The following is a 22,750-nucleotide window of genomic DNA, read 5'->3' on the forward strand; positions in this document are numbered from 1 at the left end:
CCCCGGAAAGTCCGGGGCCCGCGGCGTCGGCAACACCGTCAGGTGTTGCTCGTACCCCACTCGTCCTCGCCGCCGGAGCCGCCCCGGCCGCGCAGCGTCCGTACCCGGTCCGTCAGGGAGTCGGGCAGCGCGTGGCCGATTTTGTCCCCGACCACGGCGAACGCCTTGCCCGTGTAGGCGCGGCCGGCCTGCCCGGCGGACTCGGCGGCGTTGCGCACCGCCGGGGTCTGCGCGACCTGGCGCGCGGACTTCTTCAGCTGCTCGTACCGCTCGCGCCCGGCCCGGGTCCCGAGCACGTACCCGACGGCCAGTCCGACCACGAACGTGACCTTGTACCGCATGCTTGCCACCCTTCGTCGTGTGGTGCCCGGCCCACTGCCGATACCGATTGGCGGAGCACCCCCCTGCTTGCGCTAATCTATGACTCGCACCGGGCGCTCGCCCTTCGGCAAGGCCGGAGGTGGGCTGTTCGGCGCACCGCAGCAATCCCCTGTAGCTCAATTGGCAGAGCAGCCGGCTGTTAACCGGCAGGTTACTGGTTCGAGTCCAGTCGGGGGAGCGCGATCCCCTGTAGCTCAATTGGCAGAGCAGCCGGCTGTTAACCGGCAGGTTACTGGTTCGAGTCCAGTCGGGGGAGCACGGAAGACGAGGGCCCCGGGTGGGTCCTCTTCTTTTTTGCCCCGCACCGGAACCGGGCAGCGCTCGGCACGGTCTTCCCGGGCAGGCGAAGCCGATCATGCGAGGCAGCAGATCGTATGAGCGGCTATGCTGCGGCAGACGGCGCGCACACATGTACGCGCCACGCCGTAGAGGGGCGGTAGCTCAGCCGGTTAGAGCAGCGGACTCATAATCCGTCGGCCGTGGGTTCGAGTCCCACCCGCCCCACTGCGCACCAGGTGTGCAGAAACGATCTGACCAGCATTTTTGCTGGTGGCGCGAGTCGCTACGGTGATCTTGGCGGCCCTCCGGGGCCGCCTTTCGCGTTCCATGGGCGCTGCGGGGACGCTGCGGGGACGCGGCGGCAGCGACCCGGGGACAGACGTCACCCGGTGCCGACGGAAGCCTTGCGGGTGCCCGTCGGGAAGCGGCGCACCGGCTCGGCGCGGCCCATCACCGCTGTGCGGTCGATCACGAGGCGAACCGGGCTTGGGCCGCTTGACGGGGGGCAGCTCAATGAGCGCCGCCGGTAGGTCTGGCATTCGAGCGGCTTGATCCCGTTGTCGGGGAAGCTGCTCGGGGTGGCGTTGATGCGGTGAAGCGTGGCCGGCCCTGTGATCTTCCGCAGGCCGCGCGCCCCCTCCCTCAGGGCGGCGTTGGCCGCGAGGTAGGCGACTCGCCTGGCTGCGCCACCCGGTCCTGACCGGAAGGGCCGCACACGAGTGGGACACCCTGATCACCACCCTCACGTCTCCCAAGAGGGCGAGCGCGAAGCCGGCCTGGGCAAACGCCGAGGCCACCGGCCACGCGTCAAGGGCGATGGCGACACCGGACGCCGCCCCGTCCTCACCCTCGCGAACAGAACGGGCATCCCCCCATGCCAGAGATCAGGACTGCGAGTTGATGATCTGCAAGCCCTGACTATCCGGCCTTGGGGGAAGCCCCGCGATCCGGATGCCCTTCGCGGTGCACGGCACAGGCGGCACTGGGCAGCCGGGTACCCGTCGCCTTCAGCACCGACAGGATGTCCGTGAAGTAGACCCGCCACGAGCAGTTGCGGCCGTTGCCGGTCGGCGCGCCGGAGCATGGCGCCGTCTCCTGCCGGTCGTAGGCCGTGATCATGCCGTGCGCCGTCACTGGTCCGGTGCTCGTGGTGGCCGAGTAGACCGGTCCGCCGCTGTCCCCGTTGCCGACGGCCGCCGCGTGCTCGACCTGCTCGGCCTCGATCTGGTCGGGGACGTCCGTCCCCGCGACGGACACCACCACACCGGTCCGGGTGACCCGCAGGCCGCAGTGCGTCCCGGACACGGCGCCCGAGGTGCACAGGTACTGGCCGACCTCGGGAGAGCGCGCCGCGGTGACCGTCCGGCCCTTGTCGTCGACGCCTTCGAGGTTCTCGGTCACCGCGCCGTGCCAGACCCGGTCGGAGCTGTTCGCGTCGATGACCAGGGCGTCGGCCGCGGGGTGTCGGGACACGGCGTTGCCGATGAATTCCCCTTCGCCGTTGAACCACGGGCTGCCGACGGGGCCACAGTGCCCGGCGGTGAGCAGCTGCTTCCTGCCCGTCGCCTCGCTGACCACACCGAAGCCGGTCGTGCACGTTTCGGGCTGGGTGATGATCAGGGCGCCACCGGAGACGGGAGACCTGTCGTTCACCCTGCCCGCCGGCCGAGGCGCGGGCGCCGGGTCCGAAGTCCCGGCGACCGGTCTGGCGGGTGTTCCGACCGCCACCGACACCTTGGCGGCTTCCCCTGTCCGACCGGGCTTCGGGGCGGGCGCCTGGCTCACCTCGATGCGTACGGAGGGCCGGCTCAGGCGTTGCACCGTCTGCTTCACCGACGTGGGGAGGACGTCGTGCCAGTACAGGTGGAGGGTGGAGCGCTCCGGGTCGACGGTGATGCCGGAGAAACCGGGCAGGGAGGCTGCGCCCGTCTGCCGCAGCTGGTGCGCGGCGTCCAGCAGCGGTCTCTGGCGCCGCATCAGCGCCACGGCCCCGGCCTCCGAGGCGAACCCGGAGGCCGGCCGGGCGGTGGTGGTCGCGGTGGCGGTGCGTGGTTCGTCCGGAGCGGGCACCGCGTACGCGGGGCTCACCGCTCCGGCCAGCAGGCCGAGGCCGAGGGCTCCGGCACACAGGGATCCGCACAGGGATCCGTACAGGGGCGTGAACTTCACAGGACTCCTCAGGAGATACCGGGCAGCAGAACGAGAACGGGGACCGTGCGCGGGGCTGTTCAGCCGCGCAGGTGCGACCAGGCCCGCACGCCGGCCCAGGCCGCGAGACCGGTGGTGCCGAGCAGCAGACCCCCGCCCAGGACGGAGCCCGCCAGCAGGCTCGGCGCACCGCGTTCGGCACAGCGCAGCCCATAGGTCAGGAAGGGGAACAACACCGCGCAGGCCGCCAGCGGACCGCGCAGGTACCAGACGGCCACCTGGAGCACCGCCGTGTTCCCCAAGGCCGTGTCGGCGCCGACGAGCAGTTCGTGGGGCAGCGTCCCCCGGCACGCGGAGACCAGCGCCGCGCCCACGAGGGCTGGAAAGCAGCAGAGCAGCAGCACCGCGGGCAGTGCGGGCCGGCCGAGTACGGCGACCAGCACGCAGGCGGCGCCACCGGCCGACAGGAGCACCACGAGCGGCAGCACCGCGTGACGCAGGACGATTCCGGGGAACGGCCAGGGCAGTGCCCGGGAGCGGTTCACGTCGTCGCCGTCCAGCCGGGCCGCCTCCAGGAGCCCGACCGCGGCGCCGTACCCGGCGGCCAGGGCCGACAGCACGGCCGCGACCCGGTCCAGGCCCTCGGTGGCGGGGGCGACCGTCACGGCGGTGAACGCGCCCCCCAGCCACACGGCCGCCCAGCCGAGGCGGGCCGGCCCGGCGAGCCAGCCGACTGCGGTACGCCAGGGAATGACCAGCGCGGGACGGCGGGGAGCAGGCAGCGCGGGCATGCGGGACCGGGCCCCGCCTGCCCCGGCCTGACGGACTGCCAGGCGGGCCAGCCGGAAGTCCACGCCGACCACTGCCGCGGAGACCGAGGCCGCCGAGCGGATCCGCCTGAGCAGCACGTCCACGGGCAGGGCGGCGATCTCCCGGTCGGCCCGGCCGATCACCCAGGCCGCGCAGGCTACGAGCAGCACCGCGGCCGCGGGCCACCCCGTCGGCGGGCTGCCGGACGCGGCGGCCAGGCACTGGGTCGTCCAGCCCCACGGACCCGACCACAGGAAGAGCGGCTCCAGCCAGGCCGGGGCGTCCAGCACTGCGCAGAGCAGCGCCGACGCGGCCAGAGCCGTCAGCACGGCAGCCGCCCGGCGCGCATGCGCGACGGCATCACGGCACACGACCAGCCCGGCGGTCCCGGCGGTGAGCGCGCCGAACACGGCTGCCGCGGCCGCCGCGAGGCCGATGCCCGCCGTGGGCCGGCCGAGCATCATCAGGTTCAGGAAGTACATGGCCACTGCGGTCGACAACCCGGCCCCCGCACCGTGCAGCAGCACCGCGCGGCGGAGCCTGGGCCGCAGCAGCCGGCCGCGGTCGACGGGCGCGGGCAGCAGCCAGGTCGCGGTCGCCGCGTCCAGCAGCACGGGGCCCCGCCATCGTGCGTCGCCCACCACGATGCGGAGCCAGGCCAGGGCGACGGCCGTGCCCGCGAAGGGCATGGCCTCACGCGCGTACGACGCCCACGGCTCCCTCGGGCTGCCCGCCTCCGCGTAGGCGATCGCCCCGAAGGGGACGAGGTACATGACCGTGAGGAGCAGGACGACGTAGAGGTGGAAGGCCGTGTCACCGCGCTTTCGCAGGCGGTGCTCCCGGCGGGCACCGTGCAGCAGATCGAACGCCTCGTCGGTCGCGTCCCGCCACACGGCCCGTCCGCCCGTCACGGTGGCCTCCATCGTGCGGTACGGGGTCACCGGGGTCATCGGCCGGCCTCGTGCAGGATGCGCCCGGGCGCCCCCTCGTCGACGAGACGGCCGTCGGCCAGGACGAGCACCCGGTCCGCGGCGCCCAGGGCCAGCTCCGTGTGGTGGGTGGCGAACACCACCGCGACGCCGCGGAGCTGTTCCTGCCGGATGTGTTCCGTGAGCCGCGTACGGGCCTCGGGGTCCAGCCGCTGCTCGGGCTCGTCGAGGACGAGCAGGTCCCGGGGGCGTACCAGCGAAGCGGCGAGCAGGAGTTGCTGGGCCTGCCCGGAGGAGAGCGCGGAGGGGCGCAGGCCCGCCTGGCCGGTCAGGCGGGTGTGCTCCAGCGCGTGGTCCACGAGCGTGGCCGCCTCCGCGCCCGCCCCGTGGGCCACGGCCACCAGGTGCAGGTGCTGGCGGACGGTGAGGTCGGGGTAGAAGGAGGGGCCGTCGGCGACCACGGCGATGCGCGCTCGTACCCGGGGGTCGTCCTCGTGCAGTGGGCTCCCGTCGAAGGTGACGGTGCCCTCGCTCGGCCGGTCCCGGCCCACCGCGATCCGAAGCAGAGTGGACTTGCCGGACCCGTTCGGCCCCATCAGGGCGACGGACTCGCCGGGACTCAGAGTGAAGTCGACGGGGTGCAGCACCGTGCGCTCGGCGTACGTCTTCCGTACGCCCGTGAGCTGGAGCAGGGGGGCTCGCGTCACGTGCGCTTCCAGCCCCGTACGAGGCACCACGCTCCGCCGCCGATGAGTACGAAGGTCGCCCCGCGCATCGCCAGGGTTGCCATGAGGCGGATGTCTTCCGACATGTCGGCGACGTGGACCTGCGTCATCCGGATCAGGACGACGCCCAGGACGATGAGGACGACGCCTCCGGCGAGCCATGCGGCCCTGGAGGGGAGTGAGGTGGCCGTGGTCTCGTCGCGCTGCTCGGACGGCATGGTGAACTCGCCTTCGTGTGGGGGGACCTCTACTGCGGAGCGGGTCATGTCGTCTCCGTCGCAGGCTCGTCGAGATATCCGGCGGCCTGGAGGCGGAACAACTCGGCGTAGGTGCCGTCCCGTTCCATCAACTCTACGTGCGTGCCTTCTTCGAGCACCCGGCCCCGCTCCATCACCACGATGTGGTCGGCCACGCGCACGGTGGAGAAGCGGTGGGCTATGAGCAGCGTGGTCGCCTGGCCGGAGATCTCCCGGAGCTTCTCGAAGATCTCGGCCTCGGACGCCGCGTCGATGGCGGCGGTGGGCTCGTCGAGCACCACCACCGGTGCGTTGCGCAGGAAGGCCCTGGCCAGGGCGACCTTCTGCCACTGGCCGCCGGAGAGCTGCCGCCCGCCTTCGAACAGGCGCCCCAGCTGGGTGTCCAGACCTTGCGGCAGCCGTTCGAGGAAGCCGGTCGCGTCGGCCTGGGCGGCGGCCCGGCGGATGCCCTCCTCGTCCTGGAGGTCCGTCACCTTGGCGTAGCCGATGTTGGCGCGTGCGGACTCCTCGTACTGGACGAAGTCCTGGAAGATGACCCCGATGTTGGTGCGCAGCTCGTCGAGGTCGTACTCCTCCACCGGGTGACCGTCGATGAGGATGGTCCCGCTGTCCGGCTCGTACAGCCGGGAGAGAAGCTTCACGATGGTGGTCTTCCCGGCTCCGTTCTGGCCGACCAGCGCCACGCAGCGGCCGGCTGGAAGTGTGAGGTTGAAGCGGTCCAGGACCGGAGCGGTGTTGCCCGGGTAGGTGAAGGTGACCTCGCGGAACTCGATGCCCGCGCCGAGCCGTGCGGGGAAGGGCCTGGTTCCGGTGGCCACTGCGCGCTCGGGGATGTCCAGGAACGAAAAGAGGTTGCCCAGGAAGAGGTTGTGCTCGTACAGCTCGCCGAAGCCGGAGAAGAGCGCGTGCGCAGATCCCTGCACCACGGTGACGGCCGCCATGTAGCCGGCGAGCTGCCCGATGGTGCCGCTGTCGATGGTGCTGGTGATCGCGAACAGGATGGCGCCGCTGGTAGCGGCGACACTGAGCAGGCCCAGCAGGGCGTTGGCCGTGGACTGCCGGCGGGCCACGGAACGGTCGACGTGGTAGAACCGGCCGATCAGGTCCCGGTAGCGGTCCAGGAAGAAGCCTCCCAGGCCGAAGAGCCGGGTCTCCTTGTAGGTGCGGTCGTTGGTGATGAGGTACTGGAGGTAGTTGGTGCGGCGGCGGTCGGCCGACCGCTCGTTCTCCACCTGCCAGGTGATCCGGCTGTAGAACATGGTGGCGCCGACCGCGGGTAGGGGCGCGCACAGGACGGCCAGTGCCACCCACGGGTCCCACGTCAGCAGGACGGCGGCGACAGAGACCAGGGTGACCGCGTTGGACATCACCGATATCAGCTGGGTGAAGAGCTGATAGGGGCGGTAGGCCGCCTCCCGGTTGGCGAGTTGCAGGCTGTCGTACGTGCTGGAGTCCTCGAAGTGCTCCAGCCGGAGGCGTACGGCCTTCTCCATGATCCGGGTGTTGATCCCGTTGGCCATGCGGTACTGCAGCAGCGCTTCGAGGTAGTTCTGGCCCGTGGAACACAGATGGCCGAGCAGGGCGACCACGGTCAGCACGATGCCGGCGCCCAGGGCGGCGCGGCCGGCGGCGCCGTCGCCGGCGACCGCGTCGGCCACCTTCTGTACCGCCTGCGTGGTCAACTGCACGGAGGCGGCGGGGATCAGGGCGCTCAGCACGGTGGTGACGGCCACGCCCAGCATGTGGGCGGGGCTCACCCGCCACAGCAGGCGCAGCGTGCGGGCCCAGTGCCGCCCAGACGGCTCGGCGCTCTCGCCGGCGGCGCTCATCGCCCGTCTCCCCGGTCCGGAACGGTCGCGGCGGGGCGCCGGCGTATCGCCTCGGCGGCCAGGATCCACAGATCGTGACAGAGCCGCTCACGATCCTGCCCCAGCCCCAGGAATCGGTTGGCGTGCATGTGCGCCAGACTTGCCAACATCTGCTGTTCGTCCCCCACGAGCCGGTCTGCCGATGCCAACGCCCGTATGTGGTCACTCACTTCGGCCAGCACCCCTTGCTGCCGGGAAACTATACCTTCAACATATTCTCGGCTGTTTCGTGCCGTCTGGTCCGGGTATGCGTCCCACGGGACGAGCAGGTCGCACAGCTGCCGCTGCACACGCCTGAAATGCTTGCGCGCCGCCTCGGAGATCCGTCTCCCGGCGGGTGGGGGCAGCAGCTCCAGGGGGTCGAGCCCCCAGTCGCGATAGAGGGCGTGCATCCCCAGGACGCACAGGACCTCGTCGTCCAGCCGCACACCGCCCTGCCGCCGGGCCGCCACCAGTTCGGCGCACACCTCGCTGTTGGCCTGGAACAGTCGCTCCATGGCGTCGATCGCCTCGGGGCCGCCGTAGCGCTCCACCTCGCGGTCGTAGGCGACGACGGCCACGTCATGGGCGAGGCCGGCGGCGATCAGGCCGTTCGCCCAGTCCAGGCACGCGGCGAGCACGGGGGCCGCCAGCTCCGGCTGGGCGGCACGGAACCGGATCCGCAGGTGCGGCATCGGATCGGCGTACCGGAGGAAGAACCAGCGGTCGACGACTCCCTGGGAGCCCAGGCTTCCGGCGAGCTCGCGCAGCGGCCCGGCGACGACGTCGTCCTGCCCTCCCACCGCGCAGTACAGCTTCAGGTAGGTCCACTCGCTGCCCGGAGGAAACGTGCGCGGGTGCGCCGGGGCGGTGACGTCGGTGAGCGGCGCCGACTCCGGGCCGGGCGCCGGCTGCGCGGGGCCGACCGGGGCGGCGGAGCGCCGGCAGTGCTTCGGGTCGCGGGCCAGCAGCGGGACGACGACCTCGTTGAGGTACTGCCCGCCCGCCGGGTCCCGCAGCCAGGTGCCGGGGAAGCCGGCCAGTGCCTCCTGGATGACCACGTGCTGCCGGTCCGCCTCGGCCAGGCCGGTCACCTCGTCGTACAACTCGTCCACCGACAGGGGGTGTTCCAGGTCCAGCGCCAGCCAGTTGTCCATGTACACCAGCGAGACGTACCGCGGCACGTTCCACTGCCCGCGCCAGCGCTGTACGGCCGCGTAGAAGGCGTCGCGGCCGGGCAGGGCGTTCCGCCCGGCGGGCAGACCCAGACGCTCGGGGGTGAGCGACCACTGCGCGGGGTGCAGCACGGCGCGCCCGCGGGTCACCCGGGGCAGGAAGGGGGACATGCGCAGCGGCCCCCAGTCGAACCCTGCGAGCGGTGCGTAACCGTCGTCGGAGAGCTCCAGGAGCAGCCTGCACGCGTTCGGCGCCTGGAACGCGCTGAGCATGTGGCCCTGGGAGACCACCAGCTCCTTGCCCAGCCGTGCCGAGCGCAGGAAGAAGCGGCTCGCCGTGGCGCCCACCAGGATGTCACTCAGCGGAATCTGCCGGTCCGCCGCGAGCGTGGGGGCGGTGTTGACACAGATCTCGTGGCTCCGCAGCCCGGGATGGAGCGACACATTGGCCGACCGGCCGTGCGGGTGCAGGTAGTTGAGGTCGGCGAAGACCACGTCCGGGCACAGCTCCTCCTCGGCCCGTGCGTACTGCCGAAGACGCTCCAGCGTCCCTTCGTCGAACAGGTCGAAGAAGCGGCCGAAGGTACGGCCGCCCTCGGCCATGCCGGCGGGCGCCAGCACCAGTCGCCAGTCGTCGCCCCGCAGCGCCTCGGGCGACTTGGCCGCGATCTGCGCGTACAGGTCGATCGCCGGACGTACGCGGGGCTGCGCCTCGCCCGCCTGCCACACCGACAGCTGCTTGAGCCGCTCGTCGGTGATCTCCAGCTCGTACGCCCCCGCCCGCATGGCCTCGGTGACCAGCGCGGCCAGGCGCATCTCCTTGCCGACGGCGCGGTCCTCGCCGACCGGCGGCAGCGGGAAGGCCCGTACGGGATTGCTGTACGAGTTGGGCGCGTCGAGCCCGGTCTCCGGGCTGAGCAGCTGCAGCAGCGGAATCTCGGAGTCGACGCCGAACCGCTCCAGGAACGCCGAGTGGTATTCGGCGATGTGCTGGGGACGGGGCGGGAAGCTGCCCATGCGCAGCAGCGCCTCGGCGGTAGTCGCCGCAGCCGCCCCGATCTCCTCCGGCAGCCCGGTGCCGGTGACGGCGAGTGCGGTGTCGAGCTGGTAGGTCTCCCTGGCGTAGTCCGGCGCCATGGACTTCTGGTGCGCGGTGAGCTCGCGGAGCAGGGACACCGGTGCCGCGCCGCGCGCGCAATCGATGCGCTCGGCCAGTTCCCGGACCGTGTGGAGCCCGCCCAGGACATCCTGGGCCGCGTCCAGCCCGGTCAGCCGCTCGGCGAGTTCCAGCTCTGGGTGCGGCTCGACGAGCGACGGCCTCAGGTCGCTGGTCAGGGCGTGCAGGTCCCACAGCTGGGCGAGGAACGCCTCTGCCTTGTCACGGGTCGCGCCCGGCACGGTGGCCGCGATGCCGTCGAGGATGTCTTCGTAGGTGGCTCCCGGGCGCCGGGCGATGCGCATCGCCAGATCCGCGGGCTCGGTGATGCGGAATCCAGCGAGCCGGTTGTCCTCCTCGCCATAGACATCGGCGCCGGGCAGCACGCCTCGCCCGCCCGCCCGGTAGAGGGCGGAGTTGACCCGCACGCCCAGCCGGGGCCTGACGGCCGGATCGTTCTCCAGCTTCTTGAGAAGGGCGAGGAGCCAGCCCAGATCGGCCCGGGTGCGCGTCCTGGCGACCGGATCGGCCGCCATCCCCAGGTCGGCCGTGTCGGTGAACAGCCCGGTGGCCACGCCGGAGAACAGACCGTAGGGAGTGGACCTGGTCGACATGCGGGTCAGGTACCGGAACAGCGTGGAGTACGTGCGCCGGACCCTCTTGCTGTCCTCCGGAGCCTCACCGAGCCGGTCGAGGCCTACGGTGACGGAGCCGCTGGCGATGTGCAGCGCCTGGGCCACCCGCGGCCTGCGCACCATGTCCCGCAGCAGGCCGCGGCCGTGCTGCCGCATCTGGTCGAGCCGGTACGGATCCCCGTGGCCGTCTGCCGCGTCCTGCGTCCCGGGGCCGGCGGTAATCGCCAGGAAGTCCTGTACGGGCAGCACGGGCGCACGCAGCAGGAAGAAGTCGGCGGCCCGGTACAGCGGGCCGCCGTCGGAGGCGGAGGGGTGACGTGCTGCCTGCAAGTGAATGTGCTCCTCGATGACCCGTCAGTGTCGTGGCGGCGTACGTGCCGTCACGCGATCAGCAGCGCGCGCGTCCAGCGGGGCTCGACGGGGGTGGAGACCGCCCACAGAGCCAGGGCGACACCGTCCGCGCCGGTCAGGATGCCGGGGCAGTCCAGCAGGACACCGGGCTGCTCCAGGTCCTGGACGCCGAGCGGAAGGTCGGGGTCGCAGTGCGTCAGAAGGTGCTCGGTGAGCGGGACGAGGGAGGCCCTGGCCTTCTGGCTCGTCGTGCGGCGTGCGAACCCGGCGCAGATGACCACTAGGCCGGCCGCTCCGTGGCACACGGTGGCGGAGGGGAAGCCGTCGCTGGCGTCGAACCGGCGCAGGACCGCCTCGAAGGCGTCGACGGCGATGGCGCGCAGGGACGGGTCGTCGAGCGCGTCGGCGGCGTTCAGCAGCGCGCAGGCGATGCCGGGAGCGCCGTAGCACCAGGTTGCGCGGGCGGGAGCCAGGTCGGCGGGCTGTTCGGCGCCGGAGGCGTCCAGGGGGATGCCGGTGGGCCAGTTGCGGCCCCAGGCGTCCTCGAAGGAGACCGAGACCACGTAGTCGGCGATCCGCCTCACGGCCGCGGCGAGTTGCGGTGTGCGGTCGCCGCCGGAAAGGGCGAGTGCGAGGGCGGAGAGGATGCCCGGGACTCCGTGGGCGAGTCCGAGGTTCACATAGCCGTGCGGGAACGTCTCGCGGTAGCTGTCGAGCGGGTAGTGCCGCGGGGGTACGTACCAGCCTGGGCGCCCTTCGGCGGTGCGGGCGACGGACAGGGCGACCAGTTCACGGGTCAGGGACTGTGCTGCCGTCCGTACGGCGGCGCCGTCCGGTCCCCGTCCGCTGGGCGTGGTCGCGAGATGGGCCAGCACGCCCGACAGGCCGGCCACCGCGTCGTACGCGTCGAAGCTGACGCCGTCCCCCGTGGTGGTGTGCCCCGGCGGCAGATCGGCGACCTGGGCCGCCAGCTGGGCGTCGATGCCTGCGAGCGCCGGTGCGTAGCGGGGGTCATCGGCCGCGAAGTCGGCGAGCGCCAGCGCGAGGCCCGCGGTTCCGCCGGCCATCCCGGGGGTGCCGACGGGTTCGTCATGGGTGGAGCGCACCACGGCCGCGAGGCGCTCGTGGGCGAGGCCCGTCCAGTACTCCGCCTCGTCGGGAATGGCCCGGGCCGCGTACCGGAAGGCAAGAGCGCTACCGGCCTCTCCGGCAAGCAGAGAAACGCCACCCCACATGAATGGATTAGCGGCGTTCTTCTCGCTGGAATCCAACGAGTTCCGCACCAGGTCCGGGTCTGCGAGGCGACGGACGATGATTTCCGCGAATTTCCGGGAACGCGCCGCGAGGGCGTCCGGAACGAGGGGCAGCACACTTATGGACACGGCCAGGGTGTTCTTTCAGGAGGGGGAGGAAAGGGGAGGGTGTGCTGCCGCGGGCGGCAGCACACCCACTGGGCCGCGTCAGCGGCCCACACCGGCTAGCAGCTGATCGGCGTCATGGTCACGCAGGAGGCGCAGGTGCAGCTGTGGCAGGTCACCTTGGTGATGACCTTCGCCGTGGTGCGGACGATGGCGCCCCACGAGGCGGGGTCGGCGCCCGTCTGCTGCGGGGTGGCGACGCGGACGTCCAGGTTGAACGGGTCGTTCGCAGACATGGAAATCTCCTTCAAGAAAATCTTGCTGATGCAGTGAAAGGGGTGCATCGGCTGGTGCACCGGCCGATGCACCAGCCGATACCGTCAAGCATTTCCCGAATCACGCCATGGCCGATAGTGGACCTTGGTACACAGCGGCAGATCCGAGCGGGTGGCACAGCACGTCGTGGTAGCGCAGGGCGACGATCGCGCTCTCCGTCCGCGACCCCGTGCCGAGCTTCGCCATGATGCGCGACAGGTGTGCTTTGGCCGTCCGTTCGGTGATGTGCAGACTTCGGGCTATGGCCCGGTTGGTGTCGCAGAGAGCCAGTCTGCTCAGTACTTCCCTCTCCCGCGGCGTGAGTTCGGCCAGTGCCGGGACGAAGTCCTCGGTGATGGCGGGCACTCCGCCCAGACATCGGCACTCCTGGCCGAACGGCCTGGTGTCCGGCCCGGTGGCATCCGCTTCGCAGTGCCGCCCGTCCCCCATGACGTGCCTCAAGATGACTCTCCCTGTGCAATGAACCCCGTAGGGAGCGTCGGTGGCCATCGGGCCGAGCTCGCGGCACACCGCTCCACCGGACGCTCCCTGCCGCCTGCACGCTCGATCCGAAGGGTCCGGGCTGGTCGGGCCCGTTGCCGCGGAGGCGCCTGTGAAGGCGGCATAATGATCAAGTTCAATGCTGACCCGACGCTCGGTCGCCGAGCTCCGACCTCAGGATGACATCGGTTCTACGACTTGAGGTCGGTCGCCGACGGGGGGACGGAACTCATGGTCCGCGTGCTGCTGGTTGACGACGAGGAGCTGGTACGGGTTGCGCTGCAGGCCGTCCTCGGCTCCGCTCCGGACATCGAGACGGTGGTCTGCGACGGCCCCGAGGCGGTAGGGCTCACCCGCAGCACCGCACCCGATGTCGTGCTGCTGGACGTCAACATGCCCGGCGGGGACGGGTTCTCCGTACTGGCCGCGCTGCGGGCACTGCCCGAGCCGCCCCCGGTCGCCATGCTGACCCTGCTGGGCTCCGACGAATACCTCGATGCCGCAGTGCGGTTCGGAGCCTGCGGGTACCTCCTCAAGGACACCGAGCCGCGCCTCCTCATCGACTGCGTTCGCATCCTCGCCGGCGGCGGCGTCGTCTACGTGCCGCCGCAGAGCCGCTCCGTGATGAGTGTTCGCGTCAACGCGCCGCTGTCCGCGCCGGTCCCGGCGAAGCTGCGGGGCCGGCTCACCGGCCGGGAGCGCGAAGTCCTGGCGCTCCTCTCGGCGGGACTGACCAACTCGGAGATGGCCGAGCGGCTGGGCGTGGGCATGACGACGGTCAAGACGCACGTCGGCGCCCTCAAGAGGAAGTTCAACGCGCCGAGCCGCATTGCGATCGCCGCGATCAGCCACCAGGAGGGTCTGCTGGAGCACCGCTCCGCCCGCCGGCCGGAGCGGTCGGCCGTCAGCCCAGTGGAAGCAGCGCACTGACCAGGAAGCCCCGGTCGCTCGTGGGGTGCGCCTCCAGGGTGCCGCCCACGTCGTGCACCCGCTCCTTCAGCCCCACCAGCCCGTGTCCGCCTCCGGTCCCGCACTGCGGCACCTCGCTCGGTGCGGAGGGCCCGTTGCGCACCTCGACCCGCAGGGCTCCTCCGTCCCCCTCCAGAGCGAGTAGGACATCCACGTGCGCGGCTGGCGCGTACCGACGCGCGTTCGTCAGCGCTTCCTGCACGGTCCGGTAGGCGGTCCGCTCGACGCCCGTGGAGAGGCGGGCGTCCTCGGGGATGTCGTTGCGGTAGGCGACGTCGAGTCCCGATTGGCCGATCATCCGGGACACGTCCTCCAGACGCGGGCGCGGTGCGGGGCCGGTGGATCCGCCGTCGGCCTCGCGCAGCACTCCGACCATGTGCCGCAGTTCGTCCAGGGTGCGCGCGGACAGCTCCCGTATGGTCCGGGCACGCTCCCCGACCTGCGGGTCGTCCGTGGTGAGGTGCAGGGCCCCTGCCTGCATGCTGATCAGGCCGACCTGATGGGCCACCACGTCGTGCATCTCCCTGGCGAGCCGTGCCCGCTCGGCGGCCAGCACCTGGTCGGCGAGCAGCCGGCGCTCACCGGCCCGGCTGCCGTGCAGCACCGCCAGGTTCTCGATCAGCTCACGGCGGGTACGGGCGAGCAGCCCGAGCGCCAGCGGCACGGCCACCGCGGTGCAGGCGTCGGTCGCGGCGAGCGCGATCTCCCGGGGGGAGTGCCCGGCGAGATCGGCGACCGGATACGGAAGGAAGTGCGCGACGGCGAACAGAGCGCCGGCCGCCGCCAGCAGCCAGGGCCGTCTCCGCGTCGAGGCCACCGTGTACAGCGCGATCAGAGGCGCGAGCCACACGTAGCCGAGGTACAGACCGGGCAGCGTGGCGAGGAACACCGGCACGGGCAACCGCCTGCGCGCCACCAGCGCGACGGCCGCCCCGAGAGCCACACCCAGCCCGAGCCCGACGTCCCTCCCGTGCACGAGGAGGGCGTCCACCACCCCGAGCAGCACCGGCGTGATCAGACAGGCCCATCGCATCCGGGCAGGACTTGCTTTCAAGGTTGGGAGCACCTTTGTCCGCGGCTTCGCCGATCTCCGGAGTACGTGTCAGAGGTCCGACACGCATGGCGAATCAGGACGCTGAAATGATACTGCGCCCCCAGGAAGCCCTCGCTCGAAGAGACGGTGGCAGCGAGCCCGGGGGTCACTCCGGAAGCTGGGCTTCCACCTCCGCCAGTATCTCCGTCAGCCGGGCCCTGAACTCCGCGCCGCGCGGATCCGGGACGCTCGTGCGGGCGGCGGGTGGGCAGCGCGTCGAGGGCCGGCCGTAGGCGCCCGGTACGTCGCTCCAGTCGGGCAGTGCGCAGACACCCCCGGCTCCGCGCAGTTCCAGCCCCTACCCCGGCCGCCGCGCGCGGCGCGCCCGGGCTGAGCACGGCGGTGCCGGCCGCGCCGGAGGCGTGCCGCAGGGCCGGCTGGACCACGTCGGAGGGGCCGCGGGTGGTTGAGCACGGCGGTGACCTCGCCCAGGATCGGCATCAGGACCGAGAGCACGGGCGGGCCGACGTCCCCCACCCGCCCTGATGCTCGACAAGGCGATCGCGCACAGCGGCGTTGCCTACGAGGCGCCGGCGTTCCGGCCGGCCTGACCGTCGTCGGGATGCTGCCGGTCGCCCTCGCGCTGCTCGGGACCGGTCGGTGCCCCGCCCCCGTGGCCTACATCGGCTGGTTCGGTCCTCGCGGGCCGGCCTCCCTGGTGTTCGGCCTGCTCGCCTTCGAAGAGCACCTGCCCGGGGGGACCCTGCTCGGTGACGCCGTCGCCGTGACCGAGGCCGTGGGCCTGGGCATCCTGTTCCACGGAGCTTCCGCCCCCTTGCTGGGGGTACCGGTACGGGCACTGGTTCGCCAGGACCCTGCGCGGCACGCCGGACCCGTGTGAGAACGCCCTCGCATCCGACGCCGCGCCGCGCCGGCCGTCCTCGGGTGGCCGGGGCCGCCCGCGTGGCGATCACCGTGGGATGGGTTGACCATGAAACTGCCGTCAGGTGCGGTCGGTGACATCCTCGGCCGGCCGGGACCGGGTTTCGCCGCCCGCCGTCCGTCAAGCGGCCTGACGCCGCGATCGATGTCTGTGCCCACGGCAGAGTAGGAGACGGGCCATGAACGAGTCGATGGTGAACCTGGCGGTGGACTACCCGCTGCTGAACATGTTCTGGACCATGATGATGATCTTCCTCTGGGTCCTCTGGTTCATGCTGCTCTTCCGCATCATCGGCGACATCTTCCGCGACGACGGGCTGGGCGGCTGGGGCAAGGCGGGGTGGACCATCTTCGTGATCCTGCTGCCCTTCCTGGGCGTGTTCGTGTACCTGATCGCCCGCGGGCGCGGCATGGGCGAACGGGAGCTGGCGCGGGCCCAGCGCGCCGAGGACGATTTCCGCAGCTACGTCAAGCAGAGCGTCGGCACCGGCAGCCAGGCGGAGGAACTCGCCCGGCTCGCCGAGCTCAAGAACCGGGGCGACATCACGGCCGCCGAGTTCGAGCAGGCCAAGGCGAAGGTCCTCGCGGGATAAGCGGAGCCGGGAGGCGGCAACGGGTACGGCAGTGGGTACGGCAGCAGTGCCGAGCTGAAGGTGCGTCGCCATGGTGCTCGACCTGCTCTTCATCGGCCTGGTCATCACGCTGTACCCGCTGCCGATCCTGGCCTTCGTCCTGGTCGTGTCGGCCCCCCGCGGAGTGTGGAAGGGACTGGCGTTCATCCTCGCCTGGCTCGCCTGCCTGCTGGCCGTCATCGCCGTCGTCCTGCTCCTCACCGACGGGCAGCCGCCCCCGCCGCGCTCCCCGCCCTCCACCGCCGTACTCGCGGCCAAACTGGCCTTGGGGCTGGGGCTGATCGTGTACAGCGAACGCAGGCGGCGCCGGCGGCGTACGGCTGAGGCCCTCGACAGCCCGGCGGACGGGCAGCCGGATCCGGCGGCCTCCGAGACCCCGATCACCTCCAGGACGGACGAGGCCACGGTGTGGTCCGCGGCCTCGCTCGCCGTGCTCCTCCAGCCTTGGGGCATGGTCGGCCTGGCCGCCACCACCGTGGTCGAAGCCGACCTCTCCCACGCCGCCTCGTACCTGGCGCTCCTGGGCTTCTGCGTCCTGGCCAGCTCCAGCCTGCTGGCCATGGAGCTCTACATGGTGTTCGCGCCGCGGCGGGCCGAGGTGGCCCTGGCGGACCTGCGCGCATGGCTGGACAGCCACAAGGACCCGGCGATCGTCGTCACGTGCCTGGTGCTCGGGCTGTGGATCGTGGGCCGGACCCTCTACCAGCTCACCGCCTGACTCCTGCCGGGACGTCAGCGGCGGGCGGCCGCCGGGTCGTCGTGGACGAGCGCGCAGACCATCCGGGCGCCGCGCAGGTGATCGGGGTAGCGCGCGAGCCGCTCCGCCCCGAAGGCGTTCCACTGGCGGGTGATCTCGGCGGTCGCTCCGGCCGCCGCCGCGTGCCGGAAGTTGTCGCCCGTCCGCGACCGGGCCGACGCGGGTGTCCTTGTTGAGGGCCCGGTTGTGGGAGACGCGGCCGTCGCAGTCGGCGGGTTTGACGCCGGTGGAACCCAAGTCGGGGTAGCAGCCGGTGGCGAGGTCCGCCGGGTCCCCCAGCGGGTGCCGGCCGCGGCCGGGCTGTTCGAGGACCGCGCACTTGGGCCGCCCGGGCCTCTCGTCCCACGTGCAGGGGAAGACAGGTCGCTCTGGTCGGCGCGCACCCTGCCGTCGGCGTCCACGAGGCCGTCGGCGGCGGCGACCGCGCGCCGGAAGCGGCGACGGCGGTACGTACGCAGGCCAGCAGCTCGGTGGTGGCCTCGTCCCGGGTGCGGGGGTAACCGGGGGCGTAGCGGGGGGCGAGGTAGTCGGCCTTGTCGCAGTGCAGGGGGCCGACGTCGAAGCAGGGGCGGTGGTCGTCGGCGTTGACCGCCCCGCCCCGTCGCGGGCGTCGGCCATCGCGGCCGGCCTACGGGGCTCCCGGGGCACCATGCCGCGCCGGGCCCCGCACCCCCGCGCCGTACGCCGGGCGCGGGCACCACTACGGCTGCGGCTCCGCCGAGCGCGGCTGGACCGAGGGGATCCGCTGGGTGAAGAACAGGGCGATGAGCGCGGCGAAGGCCAGGACGGCGAGCGCCGCGCGCAGGCCGTCGAGCCGGGCTTCGGCGTTGGCGTCCAGTGCCGCCCGGGACACCTCCGCACTCACGCCGGCGTTGCCGAGCGCGGTTTCGAGCTGGGCGTCGGACAGGAACGGGGCGCCGCTCTGGAGCTGGACGGTCGCCTGGCTCGTGACGCTGTCCGGGACCGCCGGATTCGCCTCGACGCTGGTCAGGAAGGAGGACGTGAGCGCGGCAATCATGATCGATCCGGCGAGTGCCGTACCGATCGAGGCACCGAGGTTGGTGACGGCGTTCTGTACGCCACCGACGTCCGCACTCTGCTCCTGCGGTACCGCGGAGACGGTGACCGACCCGAGCTGGGACGCCAGGGCACCCATGCCGAGCCCGATCAGCAGGAGCGGGACGGTGACGATCTCCGCGCCGGCGTCCGCGTCGAGCGCGGCCATCAGGACCACCGACCCCGCGAGCAGCGCGATGATCCCGAGCCGCACCACGCGCCGCGGCGAGACGTCCGGGAGGAAGCGCGGGATCAGGGTGGCGGCGGCGAGCAGGGCCACAGAGAGCGGCAGGAGGCGGGCTCCGGTTTGCAGTGCCGACAGGCCCAGGGCGACGGACAGGTAGAGGGGGACGACGAAGAACACGCCCATCTGCACGAGGTACTGGAAGAAGAACATCGTCAGGCCGCCGGAGAGCTGCTCGTTGCGCAGCATGCCGGGATCGACGAGTGGATCCCCGCTCCGCCCGACGACCCGGGCTTCCCAGCGGAGGAAGAGCCAGAGCAGCAGCAGGCCCGCCAGCATCAGCCACGTCGTGAGGGAGATCCCGAGCCACGAGGGCGTGCCGGGTTTGGGCTGGAACCAGCCCCACTCGTCGGACCGGAGGACGCCGTAGACGAAGATCCCGAGTCCGAGGGCGGAGAGGACGGCGCCCACGAAGTCGATGCTCCGGCGTTCACCGGGCGGGGCGTCCGCGATGCGGCGCGCCAGCAGGAGGATGCCGAGCACCACCAGGACCTCTCCCGCGAAGACCCACCGCCAGGAGAAGTACGTCGTCGCGACGCCGCCGATGAGCGGCCCCACCGCGATCGCCACGGCACCCGCCGCCACGACGAGCCCGTAAGCGGCGGGGCGGCGTTCGACGGCGAAGTTGCCGGCGACCAGGGCCACGATCGCGGGCAGGATGAGCGCCGCTCCGACCCCCTCCAAGAACGCCCAGCCCAGCAGCAGTACGGGAAGGTTCGGTGCGAGTGACGTGGTGAGGGAGCCGGCCCCGTAGATGCAGCAGCCGATCATGAACGAGCGTTTGCGGCCGATCAACGCGCCGACCTTGCCGCCGGGGATCATGAACATCGCCATGACCAGGGTGTACGCGGTGATCGCGCCCTGGATGCCCGTCACCGTCGTGCCCACGTCCTCGGCCACCGTGGCGATGGAGACGTTCATGACGGAGCTGTCGAGCGCCATCAGGAACTGGCCGGACGCGAGCGCGAGCAGGACGAGTCGCGCCGTCGCCGAACCCTGCGCCGTGCCTGACCGTGATGACATGGACGCATGCTCCCAGCCGCCCGGCGCGGCGCAGGGCCGACCCGCCCGGCAGTCAACCGGACGGGGGCGGCCCGCCGTGCACAGAAGGACGCCTAGAAGTTCTCCGTTTCGTCCGCCAAGTGGCGCAGTACGTCGTTCAGGTCCTGGCGCCGGGCGAACGCCGCGCGTTGGCGGTGGGCGCCCGAGCCGTCGCGCAAGAGGCCGCCCAGGGTCTTGGCCGCGTGGTCGAGCTCGCCCGACGCCGCCAGCTCCGGGGCGACCAGGTCCAGCAGGGCCTCCGCCAGGTCCGCCGCCGGGAGTTCCGCGCCCGTGTACGGGTCGAGGCCGAAGCCCTCCAGCCCGTCGTGGGCCGCCCGCCAGCGCGCGAGGCGCAGTACGTCGTCCCGCAGCGCCGGTTCGGGGCGCTGCTCCGCGATGTCCCGCAGGACGGTGGCCACCAGGGCGCGCACCAGCTCGGCCTGGAGGATCGCCGTGTCGATGTCCGGCGACATGTCGGGCGCCCGGATCTCGAGCGTCGGCCAGTGTCCGGACGGCCGGAGGTCCCAGTAGACCATCTTGGTGTCCAGGGCCGCCCCGGAGCCGAGCAGGGTCTGCACCGAGCGCCGGAAGTGCGCGGTGGACGTGAAGTGCGGAGGCAGGCCCGCCGAGGGCCAGCCCGACCAGGCCATCGCCCGCCAGCTGGCGTGGCCCGTGTCCCGGCCGCCCCAGAACGGCGAATTGGCGGCCAGCGCGATCAGCGTGGGCAGCCACGGTCTGACCCGGTTCGACACCGCCACCGCCGTGTCCACGTCGAAGGTGCCGATGTGGATGTGGCGGCCGCAGCTGACCAGGGTGTCGGTGAGCGCGCCGAACCGGCGGTGCTGCTCGCGCTGGCGCGGCTCGTCGTCGGTCAGGTGCAGCGGCCCCTCCACCGCCACGACCGGCGAGGGGGCGGCCAGCAGCCGGCAGCCGTGGGCTCGGGCCGCCCGGGCGAGGGTGCGCCGCAGGGTGGCCAGCTCCTCGCGCAGCACGGGCGCCGAATCGGCGACCGGGGTGGAGATCTCCACCTGGTAGCGGGTGCCCTCGGGGTGCACTTCGTGGGGCAGGCCCGCGGCGGTGGCCAGGACGAGCGGGGCGGCCGGGACCACCCGGAAAGTGCGGGCGTCGACGAGGAGGAACTCCTCCTCGACACCGACGGTCAGCGGGGCCTTGAGGGGGACCGCGTGGACTCCGTCGTCCGCGCTTCCGGTGCTCGTGGTGCTGTTGCCAGGTTCGATCACTACGCCTCCCTGGACATACGAGTCTTTTCATCATGAGCTGAACACCAGGCGGGGAGCGCACGCCGATTCGGTCAAATGTCCCGCGACGGTGGCGGGTTACCGGCAAGGACCGGACCGGCCTGGGGCCGCGGATCAGGGAGGGGCGACTGGTGCGGGTGCGCGCACCCGCACCACTCGGGCCCGCCCGCTCGGCGGGCCGCCGGTTATCATCCGCTGTGACCGCTACGAGCACCCCCACCCGGCCCCCGCGGCGCATATTCGCCGACCTGACCCCGCTGCGCACCTCCTCGGACTACCGGCGGCTGTGGATCGGCGGCACCATCTCCTGGATGGGCCAGGCGATGACCGCCCTCGCCATCTCGCTCCAGGTCTACGACATCACCAGCTCCAGCTTCTCCGTCGGCCTGGTCGGACTCTTCTCGCTCGTCCCGCTCGTCGCCTTCGGGCTCTACGGCGGGGCCATCGCCGACACCGCGGACCGGCGCAAGCTCGGCCTGTACAGCTCCCTCGGCCTGACGGCCCTGTCGATCGCACTCGCCGGCGCCGCGCTGCTCGGCTACCACCGGGTCTGGCTGCTGTACACGGTCGTCGCGCTCCAGGCGGTGTGCGGCGCCCTGAACGGGCCCGCCCGGTCGGCCATGATCCCGCGGCTGCTGCCGGCCGGGCAGCTGCCCGCCGCCAATGCGCTGAACTCGGTGACGATGACCTCCGGGACGATGATCGGCCCGGTGCTCGGCGGACTCGCCGTCGGCTGGTGGGGCTACCAGTCCGCCTACCTGATCGACGCCGTCACCTTCTGCGCCGCCCTCTACGCCATGTGGCGGCTCCCGGCCATGCTGCCCGACCGGACGGACGGCAAGCGGGGCCGGGCGTCGGTGCTGGACGGGCTGCGCTTCCTCGGTACCCGGCCGAACATCCGGATGACCTTCTTCTCCGACATGGCCGCCATGGTGCTGGCCCAGCCGAAGGCGCTGTTCCCGGCGATCGCCGTGCTCTGGTACGGCGGCGACGCCAAGACCGTCGGCCTGCTGGTGGCGGCGCCGGCCGTCGGGGCGCTGCTGGGCGGGCTGTTCTCCGGCTGGCAGGGCCGGATCCGCCGGCACGGGCTGGCGATCCTGCTCTCGGTGGCGGCCTGGGGCCTGGCCGTCGCCGTCTTCGGCGTCACCCGGAACCTGTGGCTCGGGCTGTTCTTCCTGGCCCTGGCCGGCTGCGCCGACACCATCTCCATGGTGTTCCGCTCGACGATGATGCAGGCCGCGACCCCGGACGAGATGCGCGGCCGCCTCCAGGGCGTCTTCATCGTGGTCGTCGCGGGCGGCCCCCGGCTCGGGGACTTCCTCGCCGGGACCACCGCCGACCTCACCTCCCCGGCCGTCGCGATAACGGGCGGCGGCCTCGGGTGCGTGCTGGTGCTGGGCCTGCTGGCGGCGCGCTGGCGCGGGTTCGCCCGGTACGACGCGCGGAACCCGCAGGCCTGACCGCCGGTACACGTGCGCCGTACTGCTCAGGCGAGCCGGAGCGCGGCGCGGCGGTGGCGGGCCGGCGCGGTGTCCGCCTCCTCGGCCCGGGACAGGTCGAGCCGCCGGCCGGGGCCGCGGTCCGTGAGCCGGAGCAGCGTACGGGTGTCCGCGCGCAGCCGCTGCCGCGCACGGCGTTCCTCCTGCGCGGCCCAGTGGTGGACGGAACGGTCGCGCAGGACGCGTGGCAGGCGGCGGGCGACGCCGCGCCGGCGTACGGCCCGCGGTCGGGGACGGTGGCCGCCGCGGGCCGCTTCGGTGCGGCAGCGGGCGCTGTAGCGGAGGCCGTGCACGAGCACGAGCACGCAGAGCGCCTTCGCCGGGTGGCCGGCGCGACGGCGGGAACGGATGTGGTGGGCGGTACGCGACATGGACGGCTCCGGGCTCGGGGCACCGCCGGGGGAGTCCGGCGGGCACTACCGGAAGCGGTACGGGCCCGCTCCGCGGGGGC

Annotated in this window: 19 protein-coding genes, 3 tRNA genes and 1 pseudogene; 9 read left to right on the forward strand and 14 right to left on the reverse strand. The window is 72.3% G+C overall.

Annotated elements, in window-relative coordinates; translation table 11 throughout:
• Nucleotides 1-38: 38 nt before the first annotated feature.
• Nucleotides 39-341: a YtxH domain-containing protein gene (locus ACWGH1_RS19420; protein ID WP_453408850.1), complete on the reverse strand. Its 303-nt coding sequence runs from the start codon at nucleotides 339-341 to the stop codon at nucleotides 39-41.
• Nucleotides 342-486: 145 nt separating this feature from the next.
• On the opposite strand from ACWGH1_RS19420, the gene ACWGH1_RS19425 reads away from it, so the two are divergent.
• The 4 genes and pseudogenes from ACWGH1_RS19425 to ACWGH1_RS19440 all read left to right on the forward strand — a co-directional run.
• Nucleotides 487-559 (forward strand) — tRNA-Asn (locus ACWGH1_RS19425).
• Nucleotides 560-564: 5 nt separating this feature from the next.
• Nucleotides 565-637: transfer RNA gene (locus tag ACWGH1_RS19430), tRNA-Asn, on the forward strand.
• A 174-nt stretch (nucleotides 638-811) separates the two neighbouring features.
• Nucleotides 812-885 (forward strand) — tRNA-Ile (locus ACWGH1_RS19435).
• Between the two features lie 405 nt (nucleotides 886-1,290).
• Nucleotides 1,291-1,520, forward strand: a pseudogene (locus ACWGH1_RS19440) (ISAzo13 family transposase); the annotation flags it as partial.
• Between the two features lie 58 nt (nucleotides 1,521-1,578).
• Here ACWGH1_RS19440 and ACWGH1_RS19445 read toward each other — a convergent pair.
• From ACWGH1_RS19445 to ACWGH1_RS19485, 9 genes are all read right to left on the reverse strand, one after another.
• Entirely contained in the window at nucleotides 1,579-2,829 is a 1,251-nt protein-coding gene (locus ACWGH1_RS19445) for a S1 family peptidase (protein WP_453353346.1), read from the reverse strand.
• Nucleotides 2,830-2,888: 59 nt separating this feature from the next.
• A complete protein-coding gene (locus tag ACWGH1_RS19450; protein WP_453353347.1) occupies nucleotides 2,889-4,568 on the reverse strand; it encodes a DUF6297 family protein in 1,680 nt (559 codons plus the stop codon).
• Complete coding sequence (locus tag ACWGH1_RS19455; protein WP_453353348.1) at nucleotides 4,565-5,254, reverse strand: ABC transporter ATP-binding protein; 690 nt, start codon at nucleotides 5,252-5,254, stop codon at nucleotides 4,565-4,567. Before ACWGH1_RS19455 ends, ACWGH1_RS19450 begins: the two co-directional genes overlap by 4 nt.
• Entirely contained in the window at nucleotides 5,251-5,538 is a 288-nt protein-coding gene (locus ACWGH1_RS19460; protein ID WP_453353349.1) for a hypothetical protein, read from the reverse strand. Before ACWGH1_RS19460 ends, ACWGH1_RS19455 begins: the two co-directional genes overlap by 4 nt.
• The gene (locus tag ACWGH1_RS19465) at nucleotides 5,535-7,358 is read right to left on the reverse strand and encodes an ABC transporter ATP-binding protein (protein ID WP_453353350.1); all 1,824 of its coding nucleotides are present in this window, start codon (nucleotides 7,356-7,358) and stop codon (nucleotides 5,535-5,537) included. The genes ACWGH1_RS19460 and ACWGH1_RS19465 overlap by 4 nt, the downstream gene beginning before the upstream one ends.
• Nucleotides 7,355-10,672, reverse strand: a complete 3,318-nt coding sequence (locus ACWGH1_RS19470; protein WP_453353351.1) for a lantibiotic dehydratase — start codon at nucleotides 10,670-10,672, stop codon at nucleotides 7,355-7,357. The genes ACWGH1_RS19465 and ACWGH1_RS19470 overlap by 4 nt, the downstream gene beginning before the upstream one ends.
• A gap of 50 nt (nucleotides 10,673-10,722) precedes the next feature.
• On the reverse strand, nucleotides 10,723-12,075 hold the full coding sequence (locus ACWGH1_RS19475; protein WP_453353352.1) for a lanthionine synthetase C family protein: 1,353 nt from the start codon (nucleotides 12,073-12,075) through the stop codon (nucleotides 10,723-10,725).
• A gap of 95 nt (nucleotides 12,076-12,170) precedes the next feature.
• Nucleotides 12,171-12,347, reverse strand: a complete 177-nt coding sequence (locus ACWGH1_RS19480; RefSeq protein ID WP_453354333.1) for a hypothetical protein — start codon at nucleotides 12,345-12,347, stop codon at nucleotides 12,171-12,173.
• 100 nt (nucleotides 12,348-12,447) lie between these two features.
• Entirely contained in the window at nucleotides 12,448-12,828 is a 381-nt protein-coding gene (locus ACWGH1_RS19485) for a helix-turn-helix domain-containing protein (RefSeq protein ID WP_453354334.1), read from the reverse strand.
• Between the two features lie 270 nt (nucleotides 12,829-13,098).
• On the opposite strand from ACWGH1_RS19485, the gene ACWGH1_RS19490 reads away from it, so the two are divergent.
• Entirely contained in the window at nucleotides 13,099-13,797 is a 699-nt protein-coding gene (locus tag ACWGH1_RS19490; RefSeq protein ID WP_453354335.1) for a response regulator, read from the forward strand.
• On the opposite strand, the gene ACWGH1_RS19495 is transcribed toward ACWGH1_RS19490, so the two are convergent.
• Nucleotides 13,772-14,890, reverse strand: coding sequence for a sensor histidine kinase (locus ACWGH1_RS19495; RefSeq protein WP_453354336.1), 1,119 nt, complete (start codon nucleotides 14,888-14,890; stop codon nucleotides 13,772-13,774). The two genes, ACWGH1_RS19490 and ACWGH1_RS19495, sit on opposite strands and share 26 nt — an antisense overlap.
• Nucleotides 14,891-15,491: 601 nt before the next feature.
• Between ACWGH1_RS19495 and ACWGH1_RS19500 the strand changes: the two genes are divergently transcribed.
• The 3 genes from ACWGH1_RS19500 (at nucleotide 15,492) to ACWGH1_RS19510 (ending at nucleotide 17,161) form a co-directional block, all read left to right on the forward strand.
• Nucleotides 15,492-15,770, forward strand: coding sequence for a hypothetical protein (locus ACWGH1_RS19500; RefSeq protein ID WP_453354337.1), 279 nt, complete (start codon nucleotides 15,492-15,494; stop codon nucleotides 15,768-15,770).
• A 220-nt stretch (nucleotides 15,771-15,990) separates the two neighbouring features.
• On the forward strand, nucleotides 15,991-16,404 hold the full coding sequence (locus ACWGH1_RS19505) for an SHOCT domain-containing protein (RefSeq protein ID WP_453354338.1): 414 nt from the start codon (nucleotides 15,991-15,993) through the stop codon (nucleotides 16,402-16,404).
• 70 nt (nucleotides 16,405-16,474) lie between these two features.
• On the forward strand, nucleotides 16,475-17,161 hold the full coding sequence (locus tag ACWGH1_RS19510) for a GAP family protein (protein ID WP_453354339.1): 687 nt from the start codon (nucleotides 16,475-16,477) through the stop codon (nucleotides 17,159-17,161).
• Nucleotides 17,162-17,900: 739 nt separating this feature from the next.
• Here ACWGH1_RS19510 and ACWGH1_RS19515 read toward each other — a convergent pair.
• Together ACWGH1_RS19515 and ACWGH1_RS19520 are read right to left on the reverse strand one after the other, a co-directional pair.
• Complete coding sequence (locus tag ACWGH1_RS19515) at nucleotides 17,901-19,523, reverse strand: MFS transporter (protein ID WP_453354340.1); 1,623 nt, start codon at nucleotides 19,521-19,523, stop codon at nucleotides 17,901-17,903.
• 92 nt (nucleotides 19,524-19,615) lie between these two features.
• Nucleotides 19,616-20,782: a carboxylate-amine ligase gene (locus ACWGH1_RS19520; RefSeq protein ID WP_453354341.1), complete on the reverse strand. Its 1,167-nt coding sequence runs from the start codon at nucleotides 20,780-20,782 to the stop codon at nucleotides 19,616-19,618.
• A gap of 215 nt (nucleotides 20,783-20,997) precedes the next feature.
• Here ACWGH1_RS19520 and ACWGH1_RS19525 point away from each other — a divergent pair, with 215 nt between their 5' ends.
• Complete coding sequence (locus ACWGH1_RS19525) at nucleotides 20,998-22,260, forward strand: MFS transporter (protein ID WP_453357227.1); 1,263 nt, start codon at nucleotides 20,998-21,000, stop codon at nucleotides 22,258-22,260.
• A 26-nt stretch (nucleotides 22,261-22,286) separates the two neighbouring features.
• On the opposite strand, the gene ACWGH1_RS19530 is transcribed toward ACWGH1_RS19525, so the two are convergent.
• The gene (locus ACWGH1_RS19530; protein ID WP_453357228.1) at nucleotides 22,287-22,670 is read right to left on the reverse strand and encodes a hypothetical protein; all 384 of its coding nucleotides are present in this window, start codon (nucleotides 22,668-22,670) and stop codon (nucleotides 22,287-22,289) included.
• Nucleotides 22,671-22,750 lie beyond the last annotated feature (80 nt).

This window comes from Streptomyces sp. NPDC054883, from assembly GCF_053610645.1.